23 protein-coding genes and 1 pseudogene are annotated in these 21,669 nt (G+C 54.7%); 17 read left to right on the forward strand and 7 right to left on the reverse strand.

Annotated elements, in window-relative coordinates; all coding sequences use genetic code 11:
• Positions 1–19 precede the first annotated feature (19 nt).
• From dctP (AC2FIM_RS14080) to AC2FIM_RS14090, 3 genes are all read left to right on the forward strand, one after another.
• A complete protein-coding gene (gene dctP, locus AC2FIM_RS14080) occupies positions 20–1,084 on the forward strand; it encodes a TRAP transporter substrate-binding protein DctP (RefSeq protein WP_496678000.1) in 1,065 nt (354 codons plus the stop codon).
• A gap of 65 nt (positions 1,085–1,149) precedes the next feature.
• A complete protein-coding gene (locus AC2FIM_RS14085) occupies positions 1,150–1,689 on the forward strand; it encodes a TRAP transporter small permease subunit (RefSeq protein ID WP_282022044.1) in 540 nt (179 codons plus the stop codon).
• A complete protein-coding gene (locus tag AC2FIM_RS14090; protein WP_271950034.1) occupies positions 1,686–2,996 on the forward strand; it encodes a TRAP transporter large permease in 1,311 nt (436 codons plus the stop codon). Before AC2FIM_RS14085 ends, AC2FIM_RS14090 begins: the two co-directional genes overlap by 4 nt.
• Before the next feature lie 54 nt (positions 2,997–3,050).
• Here AC2FIM_RS14090 and AC2FIM_RS14095 read toward each other — a convergent pair whose 3' ends face one another.
• A complete protein-coding gene (locus tag AC2FIM_RS14095; protein ID WP_142637835.1) occupies positions 3,051–3,410 on the reverse strand; it encodes a winged helix-turn-helix transcriptional regulator in 360 nt (119 codons plus the stop codon).
• 87 nt (positions 3,411–3,497) lie between these two features.
• On the opposite strand from AC2FIM_RS14095, the gene AC2FIM_RS14100 reads away from it, so the two are divergent.
• Positions 3,498–4,589, forward strand: a complete 1,092-nt coding sequence (locus tag AC2FIM_RS14100; RefSeq protein WP_142637838.1) for an NAD(P)/FAD-dependent oxidoreductase — start codon at positions 3,498–3,500, stop codon at positions 4,587–4,589.
• 79 nt (positions 4,590–4,668) lie between these two features.
• Here the strand turns inward: AC2FIM_RS14100 and AC2FIM_RS14105 are convergent, their stop codons facing one another.
• The 4 genes from AC2FIM_RS14105 to AC2FIM_RS14120 form a co-directional block, all read right to left on the reverse strand.
• Positions 4,669–5,022 carry a c-type cytochrome gene (locus AC2FIM_RS14105; RefSeq protein WP_425472001.1) on the reverse strand — a complete coding sequence of 118 codons (354 nt, stop codon included), beginning with the start codon at positions 5,020–5,022 and terminating at the stop codon, positions 4,669–4,671.
• 92 nt (positions 5,023–5,114) lie between these two features.
• The gene (locus AC2FIM_RS14110) at positions 5,115–5,987 is read right to left on the reverse strand and encodes a CopD family protein (protein ID WP_246097244.1); all 873 of its coding nucleotides are present in this window, start codon (positions 5,985–5,987) and stop codon (positions 5,115–5,117) included.
• The gene (locus AC2FIM_RS14115; RefSeq protein ID WP_142637842.1) at positions 5,984–6,325 is read right to left on the reverse strand and encodes a copper resistance CopC family protein; all 342 of its coding nucleotides are present in this window, start codon (positions 6,323–6,325) and stop codon (positions 5,984–5,986) included. The genes AC2FIM_RS14110 and AC2FIM_RS14115 overlap by 4 nt, the downstream gene beginning before the upstream one ends.
• A gap of 10 nt (positions 6,326–6,335) precedes the next feature.
• Positions 6,336–6,767, reverse strand: a complete 432-nt coding sequence (locus tag AC2FIM_RS14120; protein WP_142637844.1) for a c-type cytochrome — start codon at positions 6,765–6,767, stop codon at positions 6,336–6,338.
• 862 nt (positions 6,768–7,629) lie between these two features.
• Here AC2FIM_RS14120 and AC2FIM_RS14125 point away from each other — a divergent pair.
• Positions 7,630–8,025, forward strand: a complete 396-nt coding sequence (locus AC2FIM_RS14125) for a hypothetical protein (RefSeq protein ID WP_142637846.1) — start codon at positions 7,630–7,632, stop codon at positions 8,023–8,025.
• A 102-nt stretch (positions 8,026–8,127) separates the two neighbouring features.
• Here AC2FIM_RS14125 and AC2FIM_RS14130 read toward each other — a convergent pair whose 3' ends face one another.
• Entirely contained in the window at positions 8,128–9,075 is a 948-nt protein-coding gene (locus AC2FIM_RS14130) for a DMT family transporter (protein WP_496677993.1), read from the reverse strand.
• Positions 9,076–9,235: 160 nt separating this feature from the next.
• Positions 9,236–9,492 (reverse strand): annotated as a pseudogene (locus AC2FIM_RS14135) (site-specific integrase); the annotation flags it as partial.
• A gap of 143 nt (positions 9,493–9,635) precedes the next feature.
• Between AC2FIM_RS14135 and ehuR the strand changes: the two are divergent.
• The 12 genes from ehuR to AC2FIM_RS14195 all read left to right on the forward strand — a co-directional run bounded on the left by ehuR (position 9,636) and on the right by AC2FIM_RS14195 (position 21,665).
• Positions 9,636–11,030, forward strand: coding sequence for a MocR-like ectoine utilization transcription factor EhuR (ehuR, locus tag AC2FIM_RS14140; RefSeq protein WP_496677991.1), 1,395 nt, complete (start codon positions 9,636–9,638; stop codon positions 11,028–11,030).
• A gap of 95 nt (positions 11,031–11,125) precedes the next feature.
• Positions 11,126–12,145, forward strand: coding sequence for a TRAP transporter substrate-binding protein DctP (gene dctP / locus AC2FIM_RS14145; RefSeq protein ID WP_271950046.1), 1,020 nt, complete (start codon positions 11,126–11,128; stop codon positions 12,143–12,145).
• Between the two features lie 138 nt (positions 12,146–12,283).
• Positions 12,284–12,856: a TRAP transporter small permease gene (locus AC2FIM_RS14150; protein WP_496689997.1), complete on the forward strand. Its 573-nt coding sequence runs from the start codon at positions 12,284–12,286 to the stop codon at positions 12,854–12,856.
• Positions 12,857–12,858: 2 nt separating this feature from the next.
• Positions 12,859–14,145 (forward strand): TRAP transporter large permease, encoded by a 1,287-nt coding sequence (locus tag AC2FIM_RS14155; protein ID WP_271950050.1) that lies wholly within the window; start codon positions 12,859–12,861, stop codon positions 14,143–14,145.
• 12 nt (positions 14,146–14,157) lie between these two features.
• The gene (locus tag AC2FIM_RS14160) at positions 14,158–14,595 is read left to right on the forward strand and encodes a universal stress protein (protein ID WP_142637858.1); all 438 of its coding nucleotides are present in this window, start codon (positions 14,158–14,160) and stop codon (positions 14,593–14,595) included.
• 2 nt (positions 14,596–14,597) lie between these two features.
• Positions 14,598–15,368, forward strand: a complete 771-nt coding sequence (eutA, locus tag AC2FIM_RS14165) for an ectoine utilization protein EutA (RefSeq protein WP_496732076.1) — start codon at positions 14,598–14,600, stop codon at positions 15,366–15,368.
• Positions 15,369–15,388: 20 nt separating this feature from the next.
• Complete coding sequence (gene eutB, locus AC2FIM_RS14170) at positions 15,389–16,378, forward strand: hydroxyectoine utilization dehydratase EutB (RefSeq protein ID WP_496708168.1); 990 nt, start codon at positions 15,389–15,391, stop codon at positions 16,376–16,378.
• Between the two features lies 1 nt (position 16,379).
• Positions 16,380–17,372, forward strand: coding sequence for an ectoine utilization protein EutC (gene eutC / locus AC2FIM_RS14175; protein WP_281973142.1), 993 nt, complete (start codon positions 16,380–16,382; stop codon positions 17,370–17,372).
• A gap of 15 nt (positions 17,373–17,387) precedes the next feature.
• Positions 17,388–18,575 carry an ectoine hydrolase DoeA gene (gene doeA, locus AC2FIM_RS14180; protein ID WP_142637866.1) on the forward strand — a complete coding sequence of 396 codons (1,188 nt, stop codon included), beginning with the start codon at positions 17,388–17,390 and terminating at the stop codon, positions 18,573–18,575.
• Between the two features lie 3 nt (positions 18,576–18,578).
• Positions 18,579–19,571 carry a N(2)-acetyl-L-2,4-diaminobutanoate deacetylase DoeB gene (gene doeB / locus AC2FIM_RS14185; protein ID WP_496689992.1) on the forward strand — a complete coding sequence of 331 codons (993 nt, stop codon included), beginning with the start codon at positions 18,579–18,581 and terminating at the stop codon, positions 19,569–19,571.
• Positions 19,572–19,594: 23 nt separating this feature from the next.
• Positions 19,595–20,077 carry an Lrp/AsnC family transcriptional regulator gene (locus tag AC2FIM_RS14190; RefSeq protein ID WP_271950061.1) on the forward strand — a complete coding sequence of 161 codons (483 nt, stop codon included), beginning with the start codon at positions 19,595–19,597 and terminating at the stop codon, positions 20,075–20,077.
• Between the two features lie 112 nt (positions 20,078–20,189).
• Complete coding sequence (locus AC2FIM_RS14195) at positions 20,190–21,665, forward strand: NAD-dependent succinate-semialdehyde dehydrogenase (RefSeq protein WP_496677982.1); 1,476 nt, start codon at positions 20,190–20,192, stop codon at positions 21,663–21,665.
• The last annotated feature ends 4 nt before the right edge of the window (positions 21,666–21,669 follow it).

Below are 21,669 nucleotides of genomic sequence, written 5' to 3' on the forward strand. Positions count from 1 at the left end.
CCCATAACAGGAGGACAAGATGAAACTCTTCTCGAACTTTGCCGCCCTGGCGGTAACAGCCACGCTTGCAATGCCCGCAAGCGCCGCAGAAATTGAATGGAAGATGACCGCAGCGATTGGTGAAGGTTCATTCTTTTACCAGAACTTCATGGAACGCTTTGCGGCTAATGTGGACACACTGACCGCGGGGCGCATGCATGTCCAACCTTTTGGCGCGGGCGTTCTGGCCCCGGCCTTCAAGGCGTATGAAGTAGTTCAGGACGGCATCGTCGAAGCCGGACATTCCACGCCGTCTTATCTGGTAAACCAGGACCCGACCAATGCCGTTTTCGCCAGCTTCCCCGGTGGAATGTCCGGCGAGGCGACCCTGCACTGGATCTATGAAGGCGGCGGTGAGCAGATGCTGCAGGATTTCCGCCGCGAAGAAATGGGTCTGCACACGCTGGTCGTTGGGGTCGGTACGTCCGAAGTGATGGCGCATTCGAACGTCAAGATCGAAACAACCAGCGATCTGAAGGGCGTCAAATACCGGACCTCGGGCGCATGGGCCGCTGTTCTACAGGAAAGCTTTGGCGGCGTTCCGACGGTTGTCCCGGGAAATGAAATCTACACTTTGCTGCAGCGTAAGGGTGTGGACGCGGTCGAATGGTCGACACCAGGAGGCAATATCTCTGAAGGTTTCCACGAGGTTGCGCCCTATATGATCATGCCCGGCGTGCATCAGCCGTCCTTTCTGTGGGAAGTCTTCGTCAAACAGGAAACCTGGGATGCTCTGCCCGAGGATATCAAGCTTCAGGTTACCGCAGCGGCCAAGCTGACAACATACGAAAGCTTCACACATTTCGGTCACGCGGACATTCAAGCCATGGCTGCCTTCCGCGATACCAAAGTTGAAATCATCAACATGGTACCAGCGGAATCCGAAAAGATCCGCGCCGCCGGGCGCGATTGGGCCCGTAGCCAGGCTGCCAAAAAAGCCGAAGACGGAAGCGCCCGGATGCAAGAGGTTCTGGACAGCTACCTCACCTATCAAGCGAACTGGGCCGAGAATTCGGGTTATTTGGTTCGCGACAGCGCCGAATAGGCTCTGCCCTGACATTGGTTGGATGACCGGATACTCGTGCCGGTCATCCGTTTCCGGGGACATACATGACCACTATTCTCAGAGTCATCGACGCGATTGCTGGGGCGCTGGCCCTGCTGGGTCGATGCGTAATTTTTGCCCTGATTGTGGCAATGCTGTACGAGGTTGTTGCTCGCTATGCGTTTGGTGCGCCGACGCTTTGGGCGTTTGATATCTCGTACATGCTGAACGGTTCGGTTTTTCTGCTTGGGGCGGCTTATGCCCTGCGCTGTGACGTGCATGTCAGGATCGACTTTCTGTCGCAGCGTATGCCGATGCGGGCGCAGCAGCTGTTGAACGGTGCTGTCTTTCTGTTGGTCATGACACCGATCACGACCATCTTTGCCTGCGTTGCAAGCAAAAAAGCCTGGAAAGCACTGATCACCGGAGAGGTCGAAAGCGTCAGCCCCTGGGCGCCGGTTGTCTGGCCGTTTTACACGGTCATCGCCGTTGGTCTGGCGGCCTTGGCGCTGCAATTCCTGGCTGAGGCGATCAAGTTGCTTTCGGGGCGCAAGAACCCTGGTGAGGCACCGGGCGAACTGGACGGCATGGAAGAAAACCAATGACACCATTACTGATGTTTGCAGCCCTTTTTGTGCTGGTCTTTGCCGGAGTGCCGGTGGCCTTTTCGCTCATCATCATCTCCGTCGCCTTTGGCTACATGGTGTTCGGCGAGCTGATCTTTTTGCAGCTTTATGGTCCGCTGCTTCATACGGCTTCGAATTTCGTACTGGCAGCAATCCCTCTGTTCATTTTCATGGGGGCGATACTTGAGCGTTCGGGGATCGCGAAACGTCTGTTCTTTGCACTGCAGTTGTGGCTGGGCGGCTTGCCCGGTGGATTGGCGCTGTCGACGATTGCAATGTGCGCAGTTTTCGCCGCCGCATCCGGCGTTGTAGGTGCGGTCGAGATAGTTGTGGGGTTGATGGCCATCCCAGCCATGACCAAAGCGGGTTATCGTAATGACCTCATCGCGGGAACAATCTGTGCAGGGGGCTCACTGGGGACAATAATTCCACCCTCGGTCATTGTGGTCGTCTATGCGTCGATTGCGCAGCTGTCGATTGGCAAGCTGTTTGCCGCATCTATCCTGCCCGGCTTGCTGATGGTGGTATTCTTCGTGCTTTATATTTTGGTGCGCAGCATGGTCCGACCTGCTGACGCTCCTCCGTTGCCACAGGCAGAGCGCGCGATGTCAACCGGCCGTAAGATGAAGGTGACGTTGACGGCATTGTTGCCCCCGCTGGCATTGATTGTCCTGGTGCTGGGCTCGCTTCTGGCCGGTGTTGCCTCGGCCACCGAAGCTGCCGCAGTCGGGGCCGCCGGTACGATCCTGCTGGCTTTGATGTTTCGGGAACTAAACCTGAAACTGATGTCCGAGGCACTGAATGTGACCCTGCGCATCACCGCTATGATCATGTTGATCGTGGCCGGAGGAACGATGTTCACCAGCATCTTTGCGGTCACCGGAGGCGGACAGCTGGTGCGCGATACCGTTGCCGGGATCGGGTATGGCAATGCCGGTATCATCGCATTCTTTTTGTTGGTGGTCTTTTTCGCGGGCTTTGTACTGGACTGGGTGTCGATCGTTCTGATTTTCATTCCGATCTTTGCCCCGATCGTGAAATCCGCCGGAATTGATCCGATCTGGTTTGCCATGATGGTTCTAGTGGTGATTCAGACTTCGTATCTGACACCGCCAATGGCACCGTCGATTTTCTATCTTCGATCAATCGCTCCGCGTGACATGAGCTATGGGCAGATGTATCGCGGCGTGTTGCCCTTTGTAGGGGCGCAAATGCTGGTTCTTGTGGTCATCATCCTGATCCCCGAAGTGGCGACATGGTTGCCAGAGATATTGGTCGGTCTTTGACATAGATCTTGGTCTTACCCCTTCAGATGCCTGGCCCCGGTTCAAGGGGCTGGGTCATCGCCCTAGTTGTTTCGAAAGATCTTTCGGTTCCGGTAACTTGTCCGCATTCTGCGCCGCCCATTGATGCATCTCATACAGCAGTGGAAGCAGGCTTTGACCCAGAGGTGTGAGGCTGTATTCGACATGCGGCGGTATGGTCTTGAAGTCTTTGCGAGAGACAAAGCCCGTCGTCTGCAACTCGGTCAGCTGGCGCGTTAACGTTCGATGTGTGATGCGCCCGAGGTTTCGCTGAAGCTGGTTGAACCGGCAGTCCCCCTGCGAAAGCCAGTAGATGATCAACAGCTTCCATCGACCTGAGATCGCTGAGATCAATGCTTCGATCTGACAATGATCCTCTAACTCATCATGTTTCAAGGCAGTATCCTATATGACCGTACTTGTTCGTGTGAACGTGCAATTTTAGATAGTGGTCAGAACGTTATGCCGCAACGGGGGGACCCTATGGCGAAGAAGAAAATTGTGATCATTGGCGGGGGATATGTCGGGTTTGAAGTTGCCCGGGAACTGGACGCTTGCGCGGACGTCACCCTAATTGAGCAACGCGAAGCGTTCGTGCATCCGCCTGCAGCGATCCGCGCGCTGGTTGAACCCGCCTTGCTGGACCAGATCATCCTGCCATACGACAATCTGCTGCAATCGGGTAAGGTCGTGCGTGGGCGCGCCGTTTCGGTCTCTGAAACCGAGGTCACTTTGGAATCTGGAGCTGTCTTTCCGGCGGACTATATCCTGATCGCCACCGGATCATCCTATGCAGCGCCGTTCAAGCCGTCGGGTGACAGCATTGCGGATTTTCAGCAAGCGAGCAAAGACGTCAGCGCGCAACTGGCCAAGGCGAATTCAGTTGTGATCGTAGGGGCAGGCGCTGTCGGTACAGAGCTTGCGGGCGAAACAGCCTCGGCACATCCGGGTAAATCCATCACCTTGGTTTCGTCGGATGATACCTTGTTTCCCAAGTACCCGGCCAAGCTAGGCGCGCAACTCAAAGGTAAATTGGAACGGCTGGGCGTCACTGTCATTCTCGGCCAGAGGGCGCAGGATTTACGCCATTTGGATCGGCCCTACGAAGGATCCGTGAGTTTGACCGACGGTAGAGTGATTGCGGCCGATCTGGTATTTCCGGTGGTTGGATCGAAACCTCAATCGTCTTTGGTTCAAAGCCTTCCGGGCGTGTCGGCTGATGCATTGGGTAGGGTCAAAACCGACAAATGGTTGCGACCGTCAAGCTATCCGAATGTCTTCGTCGGCGGTGACATTGCCGACATTGGCGACGGAATGACAATCGTAGCAACGGCACGGCAGAATCCGTGGCTGATCAAAACGCTTAAGAAAGTAATCGAGGGCGCACCCGTCGAAAGTCAGAAACCCTACGCGCCCTGGAAAAAAGCACCCATTCTGGTGCCCCTTGGGCCGGTCATCGGCAGCAGCTGGCTTTTTGTGACAGTGGGTGACTGGATCACACGCAAGATAAAGGGGAAAGATATTTTCATTCCCAAATATCGAAAGGCTTTTGGGATTTCGAGCTCCGGAAAATAGTTCCTCCTGAACATTGCGATTTGCCAACGTTCAGGCATCCCACACAGATGATGTCTCTGACATTCGTGTTGGCCTGCCTCTAGTCGTGTGCGAGGTTGCGACTGGCTTGTGCCTGCTGAATATCTTTCGGCCATGTGGAACGGATATAAGCCAGAACATCCCATATGCCGTCATCAGTCAAAGTGCCTTCGAAACCCGGCATGCCACTGTTGAAATTCTTGACGCCGCGTGCGGCCAGTGTCTTTGCACCGCCGAATTTGGTGTAGTCAAACAAAAGCAGGCTATCATGGTGCCATGTGTGCCCGGTCACGTCATGTGGTGGCGCAGGCATCACACCGTCTTCACCCGGTGTTTGCCAGTTGGGTTGGCCTTCCAGGTTAACGCCGTGGCACGCGGCGCATTGATCTACGTAGAGCCTCTGTCCATTCGCCACGTCTCTGTCTGTAAACGTATGATCCGCGGCAACGCTGGAATAAACGCTGCATAGGACCAATATAAATAAGTGCCTGGTCATCTCCACCCACCTCAATTCGGAAGCGTCAGAACGGTTGTTAGTGTCGCCGTAGTTGTCAGCACCGCCAGAACGATCAGCGCCTCAACTTCGATGGAACGGGCGAGGTGCTGCGCCGCCTTGGTATCTCCGTCTAGCATTGCCGGAACAAATCGAAGCTTGTTCGCGGCGGCTAGGATCAATAGCAGCCCTACAAATAGTACTTTGAGCAACAGGGCCTGCCCATAACCAGTGGAGATGAGCGCTCGGAGATCACCAACAAGCAACCAAGCCATCCAGAAACCTGCGACGATCAATGCGGGTACCATCAGTGCCGCAGCTTGGCCAAACCTATGCCCAAGTGCAGCAGCGTCTGCAATTTGCTCAGGTTGAAGAGCCATACTCCGCAGCGGGCTGAAGATGCCTACCCAGAAAGCTACACAGATCAGGTGTGCTAGTAACAAGAGTTGGGTACCAAAATTCTCTAGATCCGATAGGTGCCCGATCTGTGCAAAGGACCACAGAGCCATCGTGCCACCCACAAGTGCGATCCCTAAACCAAAGCGCGGAACAGACAATCCGACAAGGATCATTGCTGCGCCTATCACTCGAAGAACAAATACATCGCCTACGGAAGTCTGCCAGAGTAATCCAAGCATTTCGGGGTCGACCAGCCCATCCGCTCCGCCTGTCAGGAGGGCACCACTAAGCATGAATCCCAGTGCCGTCGCGATGAGGGCAAGCCACGCCAAGGCCATGGATTGGCGTTTCATCGCCAGGCTTATCGGTGTGACCAAGCTGGAATAGAGACACTTAACGATCACAAGGCCAGTGGCCCCCGCAAAGCCGATATAGAGTGCTAGCTTTGCGAGGATTGCAGCAATTCCCCAGATGTCTGGCATGCTCATTCCACAGTAAAGGTAAACGCGCCCTGCATAGCATGACCATCCTCACCTAAACCGCGCCACTCGATGACATAGGTGCCCGCGCCATTGCCTGGCAGTGGAATTTTGAACTTCTGAGCAAATCTTGCCTGGTCGCCTAGATCCAGTCGTACTGCCCCGTGTTCTTCATGTGCCATCTCTATCCGGGTCAACCGGATGTCTTTCGAGAAATTGAGGCCAATTTCAGCGGGCACAATCGTTACTGTGGTTCCATCTGCAGGTGTTGTTTCTGTGGCCTTGGAATGCGCCAGCGCAAAATTGGGGAGCGCGGCCAAGAGTATAAGCGTTACAATCTTCTTCATGGGGCTATCCTCAATTTATTCCGTTGGCGCGCTGGATTTCGCGAATGTAGGCGATCACCATAGCGACGTCACCTCGCGTCAATCCGTCGACGGGTGGCATGTCTCCAAACTGCCAATGGTGACTTCTTACACCCTGTGAAACCGCCCTCTGAAACGCTTCATCAGCGTGGTGACTAGGTTCGTATATCTTGTGGATCAGTGGCGGTCCTGCGCCGTCAATTCCGACCGCATTGACACCGTGGCAAGTGGCACAGGAGGCATCAAAGACCCGCTGGCCGATTGCTGCATTGCCCTCAATAGGCGGCATCTGAATTGCGACTAGGCCGTCTCTTGAAACTGTCGCCTGGGGGCTGGCTTCTTCGATTGGGTCTGAACGAAAAACTATGAAAGCGGCAACAGCCGAGACGACGCAAGCGCCGATTAACACGTGACTTTTCTTCATGGGTTGAACCTGACTTTGTAGAAGCTGGAAGTGCTGCGGCACATCGCAAACAGCCGCAAGGGCCGGTCACTTAGGCGCGCGCGGATTTTGGCAGCTTCAAAGGTCAGGGGGTCTGTAGGGGCTATCTGGTTCAGTCAACTTGGATTGGGATCCAATCTGGAACTCTCGGTCAAGCTGATATTGATTCCACACGACTTGGCTGTTCTGCGAGATCAGTACGACGGCTTGGCAAAGCGAAGGGTTACACTCTCCGGTTCCGGCATTATCCGTGTCGTGATGGCTGCTTTGGGCCGAGATGTCAGGGATGCTTTTCACCGCGGCGGAGTGTCCCGCCGATTGCATATGGTCCCTGCAGTGAAGCCCGACGCAGGCATGAGACTCGCCACCAAATCCGGCCAGAATGACCAGAAGACTCGTCAATAGCGCAAATGTGTTTCGTCGGATGACCATGATTCCGGACGCTAATGCAGCGGAACACACAAGACAACGCCTGCAGCTTCATTATGCCCCACGCCGTTCTAAAGGAAATTACGACGCTGATTTTCGTGATGGGGCATTCCCCGCTCTTGTCCGGCGCGCGATTCTCATCAAATGCAGAGAGTCCGGGTCTATTTTGATTTCTATCAGTCGGGCCTAGCAACTGATTAGCGGCCAAACGGCAACACAGGTCGCAACAGTGTCAACGCGCAGAATCTCACTGGAACCAGCCAAGTTCCAGCCGTGCGGTGCCAATAATTTGGGGCAACGTAGTGGTCTGAGGGTGCTGGTGTTTCTGCTTCTTTGACCCGCGTTCAGACGCGCTTATTGAGAACTTTGAACCAAAGATATATTTTGACCGGATTGCGAACGAAAAGGAAAGTTCATGATCAGAACTACTGCACTGGCGCTCTTAGCGCTCCTCTCGGCAACCTCGGCATTCGCAACTGTCGGGCTGTATTGCGAGGCCCCTGATGGATCAGGCGCTGTATTTGATGTCGGATTGGGAACTGTCCCTGGTCTCGCAGTCGTAAGCGCGACCATTCACGCAGACGGCAAACACTGGAGCCTTACTGAAGTCGATGGTGCGATACCAATCATCGTGGCACAGGGGGCCGATGTCGATATGCGTACTGTAATCGACTTCGCCGATCCCGAATACAGTCGGATCGTTGCCTCTGTTCGATTGATAACCGCTGTCGAAGGAGACGAATCCGTCACTGTAGGCACGCTCACGATTCCGGAAATCGGAGCCTTCCCGCTGGTTTGCGAAGGGCCGTAGCCGGCCGATGTTGTGCAATTTACCGGGCTAACTCGGTGGAAGCGGTCATCCCAAATTCTGCTTTGCTCAAATGCCTGAAATGGGCCGCGAGAGAGAGTAGTTTTAGATTGGGGGTGCTGCACGTTCTGTGTCCAATTGTCTGGCTACGACTCTTTCGCGATGAATCATGTAAAGCCCTGCACTGATGATGATTGCAATACCAAGTAGGCTAAGCGTGTTCGGGAAGTCATTGAAGACAAGATAGCCGAACAGGGTCGCAACTGGCAGCTCAAAGTACTGCAAAGGCGCCAATGTGGCCGAAGGGGCGAACGAAAGCGCATAGGTCATCATCATGTGGCTCACCGTTGCAAAAAAACCAGCTCCCAAAAGCCACAACAAAGCGATGTCTGTCGGCCAAACAGGATCGAACAGCTCCGAACCAGAGCCTTGCGCAAATATTAAGATTGGAATGGAAAACAGGCTGGCAATCAGGCCAGTGTGGAATTGCAGAGCCACGGGATGCATCCGACGCGACAATCCTCGCGTCACAAGAATGTAGAAAGCGAAAGCAACTGCCGTACCAAGCGGAATTATTGCAACCGCGCCGAAGGCCGCGAAACTGGGCTGGATGACGAACATCACCCCAACAAACCCGACAAGAGCTGCCCCGACACGACGCGGACCTACGTCTTCACCAAAGTAAAACTTACCAACCAACAAGACAATGAACGGGGCCACAAACACGATCGCCAACGCATCGGCGAGTGGCATCACACGGATGGCAGCAATGAAGCAAAAAGTTGCGAACAGCAAAAGTAATGAGCGGAATGCGAGTACGATCAATTTGCCTCGCGCTACATGCAACGACAGCCCCATTATCCAGACGAACGGGGCCATCAACACGCACTGCACTACAAACCGAGCAGCCGTAATCTGCCCAACTGGTACGCTAGCCGATGCGAGTTTTGCAGCTACGTCCAGCAAAGGAGCGGTGAGGCAAAATCCAAGCATCAGTGCAACTCCTGCAAGGATGCGATCCGTAGATTGAGGTATGGAATCAGCCGAGGACATCTCATCTTGTAGAAACGTCGCTAAACGCGTGTCTGTTCTCTATGCGACGCGGAGCAAAAATCCCTCAACTTGCGAGTTGGGGGTGGGTTAGAATTTGCGCTAGCAACGAACAGCAGGTTCGATGAGATGCGTAGCAGCAGATGGCCGGTTCAAAATTGGTCTACAAGCTCTTGATCTCGATTGCTGCTGCGATGGCAAAGGCGTCTTCAAGCTCGACGCTCAGATGCCGAACCGTGCTTACCATCTTTGCATGACCCAAGAGCAACTGAACCGCCCGAAGATTTCCTGTCTTTTCTTGTCGAACTGCGTGACTTTGGTTCGGCGCATTGAGGGCGTTCCGTAGGCGCTGGCCCCAAAGCCAATGGGCTTCATCCAGTCCCGGACAATCCGCGCAAACTGGCGTGTTGAGATGTGCAGGAAAACCAAGTGATAGATCCGCGGTCACAGCAACTACTTTCTTCCCAAGGGAGACACATACAAAAAGCTGTAATTCCGACCCCTGTGAAGCTCTTTGTGATTGATCTGCTTGTTCGCGAATTCGAATTGGTTACTATTGTCGCATGACAAATTGGAAACCATCCCGAGATACGCTGAGTTCACCGCTGCATACGAGCCTTGCCACGATGATTGCAGGCGCGATTGAAGACGGCAGTTTGTCACCGGGACAGAAATTACCAACACACCGGAAACTGGCCGATGACCTGAGGTTGAGCGTTAATACCGTCAGCAAAGCATACGACATTCTGCGTCGCCAAAACCTGATCGATGGTCAGATTGGGCGTGGCAGCTATGTTGTCGACACTGACAAAACCGACGGACAGCCATTCAAGTTAGAGTCAGAACCTCGAAACTTGTTCGACATGTCGATTTCGCGCCCCTTGTTTAATGGCCTGCATGTTGAGGCGATGCAATCAACGCTGAGGACTTTGCATGCCGGGCTCGACCCGGCAATATATCTTTCTACACGCCCGAATGTAGGCCACGAAACTCACCGAAAAACGGGAGTCAAATGGCTTTCACATTGCGGCCTTGAGACAAATGCAGATTCAGTCCTCATGACGAACGGGGTAACGCATGGAATGTCGGCAGCAATGTCTGCGATATTGCGTCCTGGCGACGTCATTCTGTCAGATATGGTCACGCATCACCTCTTGGTTTCGAGTGTCGCATATTTCGGATACCGACATGTTGGCCTTGAAACTGATGAGCACGGAATCCTGCCCGATGCATTGGAAAGGGCGTGCGTTGAAAAGTCTCCTAAAGCATTGTATTTATTGCCATCTCTTGCCAACCCTAATGTACATATGATGCCAGAGGAACGTCGGCGCCAAATTGCTGCAATCGCCCGCAAACATAAGCTGCATATTATTGAAAACGATGCATTTGGTCCGGTCGCAGCGGATCGCCAGCCGCCTGTTTCGATGTTCGCACCAGAACTGTCGGTCTACCTGACAACGTTCACCAAATGCACGGTCAGCGGGTTGCGTGCGGGTTATGCCGTTGCTCCGGACCATTTGCTTCCTGCATTGACAGCGAGACTGATCGTATTTGGTTGGATGGCAACGCCGCTGATCTGCGAACTTGCCTCACGCTGGGTGGAAGATGGCACAGCACAAGCGCTGGCGGATTGGCAGCGCGCAGAAATAGTCAAGCGGTATCACGTAGCAACGCAAGAGCTTGCTGGTTTTAAATGGACGGGCCATCCGGCCAGTTTGCATCTTTGGTTGCAGCTCCCTCCAGATTGGGATTCCAACAGTTTTGTCGCCCATGCCCGCGAACTAAATGTTGCGGTGTCCCCCGAAAGCCCATTCCTTTCTCCCAAGGCTACCCCAACAAATGCAGTGCGCATTTCGGTGGGAAGCATTCGCGAAATCGAACGTTTTCGCCAAGCTCTGAAGCTTCTGGCCGGTTTACTTTTGCGCCCACGCGAGCCTTTGCCGCAATTCGCTTATTAGAATGTAGCGCAACAATATAATAATTGACTCGCAGTACAATCTTCGGGATGTGGTGGAACATCACTAACAAAGAAGGTGATATCTGGGAGGATATGATGACCAAGACTGCACGTTTTGCCCTGCGCGTCTGCGCACCCCTTGCTGCTGCATTGCTAACCTCAACTGCCGCTTATGCGGACAATTGGCGCTATGCGATGGAAGAGGGGCTGACAGATCCGCAAGGCCTGTACGCCACCAAGTTCAAAGAGGAAATCGAAGCCAACTCGGATCACACAGTCCAGATTTATCCTGTGGGTACGCTTGGTGAATCGGCCGACGCCATGGAGCAGGCCCAGGCTGGATTGCTGCAGTTCATTGATCAATCTCCAGGTTTCACCGGTGCATTGATCCCAGAGGCCGAAGCCTTTCTGGTGCCATATATCCAGCCGACGGACCCTCAAGTCGTGCGCAAGTTTTTCAAAGAAGGCGTCGCTGTAAACGAGATGTTCCACGACATCTATCGCGAACAGGGACTGGAATTGTTGTCGGTGTTCCCGGAAGGTGAGATGGTGGTCACCACAATGGAGGAATTTCGGACACCTGCCGATTTGGAAGGTATGAAAATTCGGACCATGACCTCACCATTGCTTTTGGAGACTTACACGGCCTTTGGCGCTTCCCCGATTGCCATGCCTTGGGGCGAGCTGATCGGCGGACTGAAAACTAAAATGGTTGACGGGCAAGAAAACCCGGCAATTTGGATCGAGGCCTATGATCTGGATAACCTGACTAATGTGATGACCTATACCGGACATGGTCAGTACACGACTGCTGTGATGGCCAATGCCGAGTTTTACGACGCGCTAAGCGATGCGGACAAAGAACTTGTTCAGAATGCGTCGCAAGTCGCACTCGATTATATTCTTGATGTTGCCGTCGAACTGGATGCAACCGGTCTGGCAAAAATTCAAGAGAGCAATCCGGGCTACACAATAAACCGGCTAACCGAGGAAGAGCGTGCACCCTTTAAAGAACGTGCAAAAGCGGTCGAAGCAGCCTTTGTCGAAAGAGCGGGCGAACGTGGCGCTGCCATCCTCGAGCAAATGAAGAAGGATCTAGCGGCTGCGCAGCAGTAGCGCTTTGCCACAGGCATCCATCACGTTTGCGATGTGTTCATCTGAAAAATCGGTGCTGGCCCAGAACCATAGTTCGGGCCTGCAATTTGGAAATAGTAAACCGGCGATCAGCCTATATTGCGAATGTTCGGGGGGAATATGAGCGAAACGACGAAGAAAAAGTCGGGCCTTGCCGGAATTGTTGATGGCATTGACAAGGGGATCGCTGCGCTCGAGCGGGTGATCATGGCCACAGGCGTCATTCTGATGGCAGTCAACACCATCGCAAATGTCATCAGCCGGTTTGTTTTCAACCACTCCATTATATTCGCCGAAGAGTTGAACAGTATATTCATATTGTTGGTGACATTTGCTGGTATCGGCTACGCCGCGCGCCATGGTCGGCATATCCGCATGTCCGCCATCTCAGACGCGTTACCCGAACGGGTCAGAAAAATCTTGATGGTTGTAGTCACGGGAGTCACCGCTGTGCTGTTGCTGCTCTTGGCGTGGTACGCTGTGCAATACATCATCAGCATGTACGCAAAGGGGCGGGTCTATCCTGCCCTCGGATTCCCTGTTTATCTCAGCTACCTCTGGGTGCCGATTGGGCTGTTTGTGACCGGGGTTCAATACGCGCTCACTTTCATCAAAAACCTTCAGGAACCTGAAATCTATCTGTCAACTGATCTGCGAGAAGCAGATGCGCGGGAACTGGAAGTGGAGCTTTAACCATGGCACTCTTGATGTTTTCCGCAATGGTTGTCCTGCTGCTTATGGGGTTTCCGATGATGGTTCCCCTCATTGCCGGCGCGTTCATCGGCGTGATCGAGCTGTTTGGCACAATCGACAAAACCGAGTTTATGATTCAGCAAATGTTGGGTGGCATCCGGCCCTCTTCACTGATCGCCGTTCCTATGTTCATTCTGGCAGCGGATATCATGACACGTGGCCAGTCCGCAGGGCGGCTGATTGATATGGTCATGGCCTTTGTTCGCCATGTTCGAGGGGGGTTGGCCGTCAGTACAGCTGCGGCTTGCGCATTGTTCGGTGCCGTGTCCGGGTCCACCCAAGCCACGGTCGTTGCGGTGGGAACGCCACTCAGGCCCCGAATGCTGAAAGGTGGCTACAAGGATTCTTTCATTTTGGCCCTGATCGTCAACTCAAGTGACATCGCGTTCCTGATCCCGCCCAGTATTGGGATGATCATCTACGGTGTAGTTGCCAAGGCCTCCATCCCTGAACTGTTCATCGCGGGCATCGGGCCCGGATTGTTAATCCTGTTCATGTTCTCTGTCTACAGTATGATCTACGCCAAATTAAATGACGTCCCCACTGAACCGGCCGCCACATGGTGCGAACGCGCGGCAGCGGTGAAACGGGCCTTGTGGCCGCTGGGTTTCCCGGTTCTGATCATCGGCGGCATCTTCTTCGGCGTTTTCAGCCCGACCGAAGCCGCAGCAATCAGCGTGGCCTATGCGGTGTTGCTGGAAGTCTTCATTTTCAAAACAATGAAAATCACCGGCCTATACCAGGTCGCCCTGTCAACGGGCATGGTAACGGCGGTAGTTTTTATTTTGGTGGGGGCAGGTGCTGCCTTTGCCTGGGTTCTGTCATTCGCGCAGATACCGCAACAGATTTTGGGCGCTCTTGGCATTGATGAAATGGGGCAGATCGGCGTCCTGTTCACAATCGCGATTGCGTTCTTCATCGGCTGTATGTTCGTGGATCCCATCGTGGTCATCTTGATCTTTGTTCCGATCTTTGCGCCCGTGGTCGAGAAAACCGGACTGGACCCAATTCTGGTCGGCACTTTGATCACATTGCAGGCCGCCATCGGCTCGGCCACCCCGCCGTTCGGATGCGATATCTTCACGGCGGTAGCGGTATTCAAACGTCCCTATCTGGAAGTAATCAGAGGAACGCCGCCTTTCGTGATCATGCTTTTGAGTGTCTCGGTCTTGATGATCTTCTTCCCGCAGGTGGCACTGTTTTTGCGCGACATCGCATTTAACAAATAAAAGGAGCGACAAATGTTCAAATCAATACTCGCTGCTTTTGACGGGTCTGAAGGATCAGAGGCCGCCCTTCGCAAAGCCGCTGAATTGGCTAGGTTGTGTGATGCGGAAATGCTGGTACTGACGCTCTACCGTCATCATTCGATACTGGAAGGATCGATGTATGTCATCGATGCAGAAAAGCCTGATGATATTGACGGGATCATGCGCGATCACGCAAAGGAAACTGCTGAACGCGGCGCGTCCATTGCGCACGAGGCAGGGTGCGAGAACATCCGGGCCTTTGTCAAAGGCGGGCCAACGGCGCGAACTATCGTCAGCTTTTCCAAAGAACATGAGAATGACCTGATCGTCATGGGCAGCCGAGGATTGGGATCGATTGAGGGTTATTTGCTGGGCAGCGTCTCTCACAAGGTGACCAGCCTTGCGCAATGCCCGGTTCTGGTGGTGTGAGGATGGCAATGGCTTTGGATATACAATCTTCGACTTCGTCTGTGGCTCTCGCGCTGGATGCTCGCCCTGTCACACATCGTATCGGGCTGGTCGCGCTGGCCACGGATCATACGACGGAAACTGACTTCGCACGCATTCTGCAAGGGCATGATGTGGGCGTATATGTAAACCGGATCGGGTTTGAAAACCCAACCACACATGAAAGCCTTTTGAAGACAGGGCCGCTGCTGACCGATGCCGCAGCAGAGATTCTGCCTGGCGAGGCGCTAGATGTATTGGTCTATGGATGCACGGCAGCTTCGGTAGTTTTGGGGAACGACAGAGTGGCCGAGCACATGAACAGCGCAAAGCCGGGCACGCCTTGCGTCACACCCAGCTCGGCAGCCTTTGATGCATTTGAGGCTTTGGGGGTAAAAAAAGTAAGCGTTCTTACGCCCTATACGCAGGATGTGACGGATTCTCTGGTCACCTATTTCTCGCAACACGGCCTCGACGTGGTGAACGCTGTTTGCTTTGGATTGTCCGATGATCGCGACATGGCGCGCGTCTCAATGGACAGCATTATCGAAGGTGGTGTTGCTGCGTGCGATCCCGATGCTGATGCGCTTTTTATTTCCTGTACGGCGGTGCGTGCCGCCCCATGTGTCGCACAATTGGAGGCCCGGCTTGGCAAACCGGTTGTTACCTCCAATCAGGCGATGGTTTGGCGCTGCATGAGGCATCTTGGGATTACTTCGAATTATCCCGCGGGCGGTATGTTGTTCAGTAAATAGGAAGAAAGTCAGGACAAGAGATGAGCTCTGAAATCACACTTCAGGATAGTTTTGCTGCGCGCGCGCGGATCGCACAGTCGATCCGGGTTACACCGACGATGTCGTCAGACGTGCTGAGCAAAGTCATGGGCGGTGATATTCGCCTCAAGCTGGAGCAAGGCCAGATCACCGGCAGTTTCAAGCTGCGCGGGGCATCCAATGCTGTGTTGTCACTTAGCGATGCGCAGCGCGCCAAAGGTGTGGTGGGTGTATCGACGGGCAATCACGGGCGCGGTTTGGCCTATGCGGCAAAGCAGGCCGGGGTGCGGTGCATCATCTGCATGTCCGAGCTGGTTCCACAAAACAAAGTGGATGGGATCAAGGCGCAGGGCGCAGAGGTGCGCATTGTCGGGCGTTCTCAGGATGACGCACAGGTAGAAGTTGACAGGCTGGTCGCCGATGGGATGGTCATGCTTCCCCCGTTTGATCATCGCGATATCATTGCCGGGCAAAGCACCGTTGCACTGGAAATGCTGGAACAATCCCCGGATCTTGAAACGGTTCTGGTGCCGCTGTCGGGCGGCGGGCTGATTTCCGGCGTCGGCATGGTGATGAAGGCGGTTAATCCGCAGGTCCGCGTTATCGGAATTTCGATGGAGCGCGGGGCGGCTATGTATGAAAGCCAGAAGGCGGGGAAACCGGTTCTGGTCGAAGAACTGTCGACACTGGCCGACTCGCTGGGCGGTGGGGTTGGATTGGACAACCAGCACACTTTTGCCATGACTCGTGCCTTTGTTGATGATCTGATTCTTGTGACCGAGACCGAGATTGCTGCTGCCATCCGTCACGCCTATTGGCAGGAACGTCAGATCATTGAAGGGTCCGGCAGTGTCGGCATTGCCGCGCTTCTGGCGGGAAAAATCAAAGACCCAGGTCGGTGCGTCGCGCTGATCTCGGGGCAAAACATCGACATGCAACTGCACCATCGGATCATCTCCGGCGAAGATGTAGATGTAACGGCGGAGGGGTAGGATGCCGGAGATCAAAATACTGACCGAGGCCGAACTGCGAGATCTGGTGCCACTGGATATGGACGCGGTGGACTGCATCGAACAGGGCTTTACGACGCTCGCCGGGGGCAAGGTTATCATGCCGCCGATCATGACACTGATGGTCCCCGATCATAATGGCGAGGTATGTGTAAAGTCTGCTTATGTCCCCGGCATAGACAGCTTTGCCATGAAGATGAGTCCTGGCTTTTTCGATAATCCCAAGCTGGGCCTGCCCAGCACATCAGGCTTGATGGTGCTATTCTCAAGCACCACTGGCGTTCTGGAAGCTTTGCTTCTGGATAATGGTTATCTCACGGATGTGCGCACCGCCGCTGCGGGAGCGGTATCTGCGCGCCACCTTGCGCGCGAGGACGCGACACGCGCGTGTATCATCGGTGCTGGTGTGCAGGCGAAGCTACAACTCAAGGCGCTGACCCTTGTGCGCGGCATCGAAAGCGCTGTGATCTGGGCGCGGGATGCGGCCAAGGCCGAAACATTGGCTTCCAGCCTTCGCGAAGAACTTGGGGTCGACGTCACGGCCAGCACTGATAGGGCGGGTGCCGTGTCCTCGGCAGATATCATCGTCACGACAACCCCTTCGGACATTCCGCTGATCAAAGCGGACTGGCTGCAACCGGGGCAGCTTATCATTGCGATGGGTTCGGATCAGGAACACAAGGTCGAGCTTGACCCGGGTTGTCTTGCCAAGGCAACGCTCTATGTGCCCGACAGCCAAGCCCAATGCGCCCTCAAAGGCGAACTGCGCAGCGCCATTGCGGTGGGCATTTTCCCGGCTGATGGCAGGTTTGCTGAACTGGGTGATATCACCTCCGACAAGGCGCCGGGGCGACAATCCGACAGTGACATCATTATTGCTGACCTGACAGGTACGGGTGTCCAGGATACCGCCATTGCCACGCTTGCTCGCCAGCGCGCGGAAAACTCAGGCAAAGGCACCACGTTTTCAAGCTAACAACGGATTAATTCTATGCCAGAACCAAAACTCCACTTCTCACGCGATGAGTTCAGCCAGCGCATTGCAAAAACCCGCGCCGCCATGGCCGAACGTGGGCTTGACCTTCTGATCGTGACGGACCCTTCGAACATGAACTGGTTGACCGGCTATGACGGTTGGTCTTTTTACGTGCATCAATGCGTAGTGCTGAGTCTCACTGGCGAGCCGGTCTGGTACGGCCGTGGACAAGATGCCAATGGCGCGCTTCGCACCTGCTTTATGGATCCCGCCAATATCATCGGTTACCCGGACCATTATGTACAATCCACCGAACGTCACCCGATGGATTACCTGTCGGCACAGCTGGCCGATCGTAAGCTGGATAAGGGCCATATCGGCGTTGAGATGGACAACTACTGGTTCACAGCTGCGGCCTTTGCGGCGCTACAGCACCACATGCCAAATGCCAAATTTTCCGATGCGACTGCGTTGGTCAACTGGCAGCGCGCGGTAAAATCTGAAACCGAGCTGGAATACATGCGCCAAGCAGGCCGCATTGTGGGCCGTATGCATGAACGTATCTTTGAAAAGGTCGAGCCGGGCATCCGCAAATGCGATCTGGTGGCGGAAATCTATGATGCGGCCCTACGCTATGACGCACAGATCGGTGCGGGCGGAGACTATCCCGCGCTGGTGCCACTTTTGCCCTCAGGCGCGGATGCCTCAGCCCCGCATTTGACATGGGACGATCAGCCAATGAAATCCGGCGAAGGCACGTTTTTCGAGATCGCAGGCGTCGTCAAACGGTACCACTGCCCGCTGTCGCGCACGGTCTTCCTTGGAAAGCCCACGCAAACATTCCTCGACGCTGAAAAGGCTGTGCTTGAGGGCATGGAGGCCGGGCTGGAAGCTGCAAAAGAGGGCAACCTCTGCGAGGATGTCGCCATTGCCTTCTTCAGCGTGCTAAAGAAATACGGGATCACCAAAGATAACCGCACCGGTTACCCGATCGGTGTCAGCTACCCGCCTGACTGGGGCGAACGGACCTTCTCGCTTCGTCCCGGCGACAAGACGGTTCTGCAGGAGAACATGACCCTGCATTTCATGACCGGCCTCTGGATGGAGGATTGGGGTTTTGAGATTACTGAAAGCATCCGCATCACCAGATCTGGCCATGAGTGCCTGGCCAACGTGCCCCGCAAAATGGTTGTGAAGGACTGAGTAATGACACCCAACCCAATTTCCCCGACGATCCCGCTGGATAGCGATGGTATTCACCACGGTTTCCTACGGCTGCCTTACAGCCGGGATGACAGTGCTTGGGGGTCAATTATGATCCCGCTAACGGTTATCAAAAACGGAGATGGGCCTACAGCTTTGCTGACCGGCGCCAACCATGGCGATGAATATGAAGGGCCCGTGGCGTTGCAAGAACTGACGGTTACGCTAAAGCCCGAGGACATCACCGGACGCGTGATCATCGTGCCTGCCTTCAATTATCCCGCTTTTCGCGCCGGGTTACGCACGTCCCCCATCGACAAAGGCAATATGAACCGTGCCTTTCCGGGCCGGCCAGATGGCACCCCAACCGAAAAGATTGCCGACTATTTCCAGCGCGTTCTTTTGCCAATGGCCGATATTGCGGTGGATTTTCACTCGGGCGGAAAAACGCTGGATTTCGTGCCCTTCGCGGCGGCCCATATCCTTGAAGATAAAGCCAATGAAACGGCCTGTTTCGCCGCGATGGCCGCCTTTAACGCCCCCTATTCGGTGCAGCTACTGGAGATCGACAATGTCGGAATGTACGACACCGCGGTCGAAGATATGGGTAAGGTTCTGGTTTCAACAGAATTGGGCGGTGGTGGCTCTGCCACAGCCAAGTCGATTGCCGTTGCAAAAAAGGGCCTGCGCAATGTGCTGATCCACGCAGGAATTCTGAAGGGCGAGATGCAGATTGATCCAACCGTGCGCCTGGATATGCCCGATGGTAACTGCTTCGTGTTCTCGGAAAACGATGGCCTCTACGAGCCGATGGTTGATCTTGGTGAACAGGTCAGCCAAGGCGATGTTGTGGCCCGCGTTTGGCCGGTTGATCGCACCGGGATTGCCCCGATTGAATACCGCGCCAAAGTTACGGGCCTTTTGATCAGTCGCCACTTTCCCGGTCTTATCAAAGCGGGCGATTGCGCGGCGGTGATCGGGTTGAAAGTTGGATAACTTTATTCCCCGGAGGTGAGACCATGCGGCTCGACGCCCGCGATCTGGATATTCTACGGGTGCTTTCAACCGAGGGGCGCATCACAAAAACGGCTTTGGCCGACCGCGTTGGCCTGTCGCCCACCCCCTGCTGGGAGCGGCTGAAAAAGTTGGAAAAAGCCGGGTTGATCAAGCGATATAGAGCCGAGATCAACCTGCGCAAACTTGGGCCACATGTAACTGTCTTTGTTGCGGCTGAACTGTCCGATCATACCGCTGCCAGCTTTCAGGCTTTTGAGGCCGCAATGCAACGCTATGAAGAAGTGTTGGCCTGCTGGGCGCTTGGCGGAGGATTTGATTACATCCTGCAAATAGTGACGCGCGATATCGATGCCTATCAACGCCTGATTGATGAAATGCTCAATGCTGACATAGGTCTGGAAAAATATTTTACCTATATTGTCACCAAACCAGTGAAGGGGCAGGGCGTTCCGCCGATTTCCCTCATTGCTGGATGGCAGGAGTAACCCTCTGCCTGAGAGATGATTTACAGCAGAATACTCTGCTTTGGACCCGAAATTTGGTCTCATCCTTCGCCTGAAATACCCGAGGTTGTCTGGCAACAAGGGAGAGGCATCCATGAAAAACACCGCACTTTCTGCGCGCGATGATATTGCTGACAAATCTTTGGTGCGCAGTTTTTCCTATGTGAATGGTAAATGGTGCGCAGCTGCGTCGGGGTATGCTATCCGCGTCACTGATCCGGCAACTGGCGATGTTATCGGTGAGGCCGCCAGCCTTTCGGCAGAGGAATCCTCTGCCGCCGTGGATGCGGCACAGGCCGCCTTTCCGACCTGGTCGGGCCTCTTGCCACAAGACCGATCCGCCATTCTGCGCGGTTGGTTCGACCTGATGCTGCACCACAAAGAAGATCTGGCACGGATCATGGTACTGGAACAGGGCAAGCCCCTGTCCGAGGCGCGCGGTGAAATTGATTATGCCGCGTCTTTTGTAGAATTCTACGCCGAAGAGGCCAAGCGACCCAATGTTGAAGGCGTCACCAGCCATCTGCCCGATGCCGAGGTCGAGGTTTGGCTAGAGCCGGTTGGGGTGGTGGCAATGATCACACCGTGGAATTTCCCTGCTGCCATGCTGACCCGCAAAGCAGCAGCAGCCATGGCAGTGGGATGTACGGTTGTGGCTCACCCCTCAGGTGAAACCCCGTTTTCGGCCCTCGCGTTGGCTGAATTGGCGGAAAAGGCGGGTATTCCGGCGGGCGTGTTCAACGTGGTCACCGGCCAGGCCTCGACCGTGGTCGAACCTTGGACGAAAGACACCCGTGTTCGGGCACTCTCGTTCACAGGCTCTACCGAAATCGGACGGTTACTTTACCGTCAGTCCGCCGACACAGTGAAAAAACTTGTAATGGAACTAGGCGGGCATGCACCGGTGATTGTGTTCAAAGGGGCCGATCTTGAAATTGCGGTTTCTGAAACGATCAAGGCCAAATTCGCCACATCCGGGCAGGACTGTCTTGGCGCCAATCGGATATTTGTGGAGCGCTCAATTTACGACGCATTCTGCTCGCAGTTTACCGAAGCGACCCGCAGGCTGTCCCTTGGCATCGGTATGGACGACCCCGACATCGGCCCTCTGATGAATGAAAAGGCGGTTCAAAAGCAGGAAGAACATGTCGCCGATGCGCTGGCCAAGGGGGCCAAACTGGCGTGCGGAGGTGCAAGGGCCCCTCTCGGCCCGCTGTTTTATCAGCCCACGGTTCTGACCGACGTGCCCGCCGATGCCGTGCTTATGTCAGAGGAAACATTTGGCCCTGTGGCGGCCATTGCGCCCTTTGATACCGAAGAAGAGGTGATCGCCCGGGCCAATGACACCGAATACGGTCTGGTTGCGTATCTGCACAGCCATGACCCACGCCGTATTTACCGCGTATCTCGTGAATTGCAATTTGGCATGGTGGCGGTGAATCGCACCAAGGTCACCGGCGCGCCGATCCCCTTTGGCGGCACCAAACAATCCGGTCTGGGCCGTGAAGGGGCAAGGCGGGGAATGGAAGAATTTACCGAAATCAAATATGTCTGCCGCGACTGGGCATGAGGAG

This window comes from Ruegeria sp. CDSC052, from assembly GCF_059610685.1.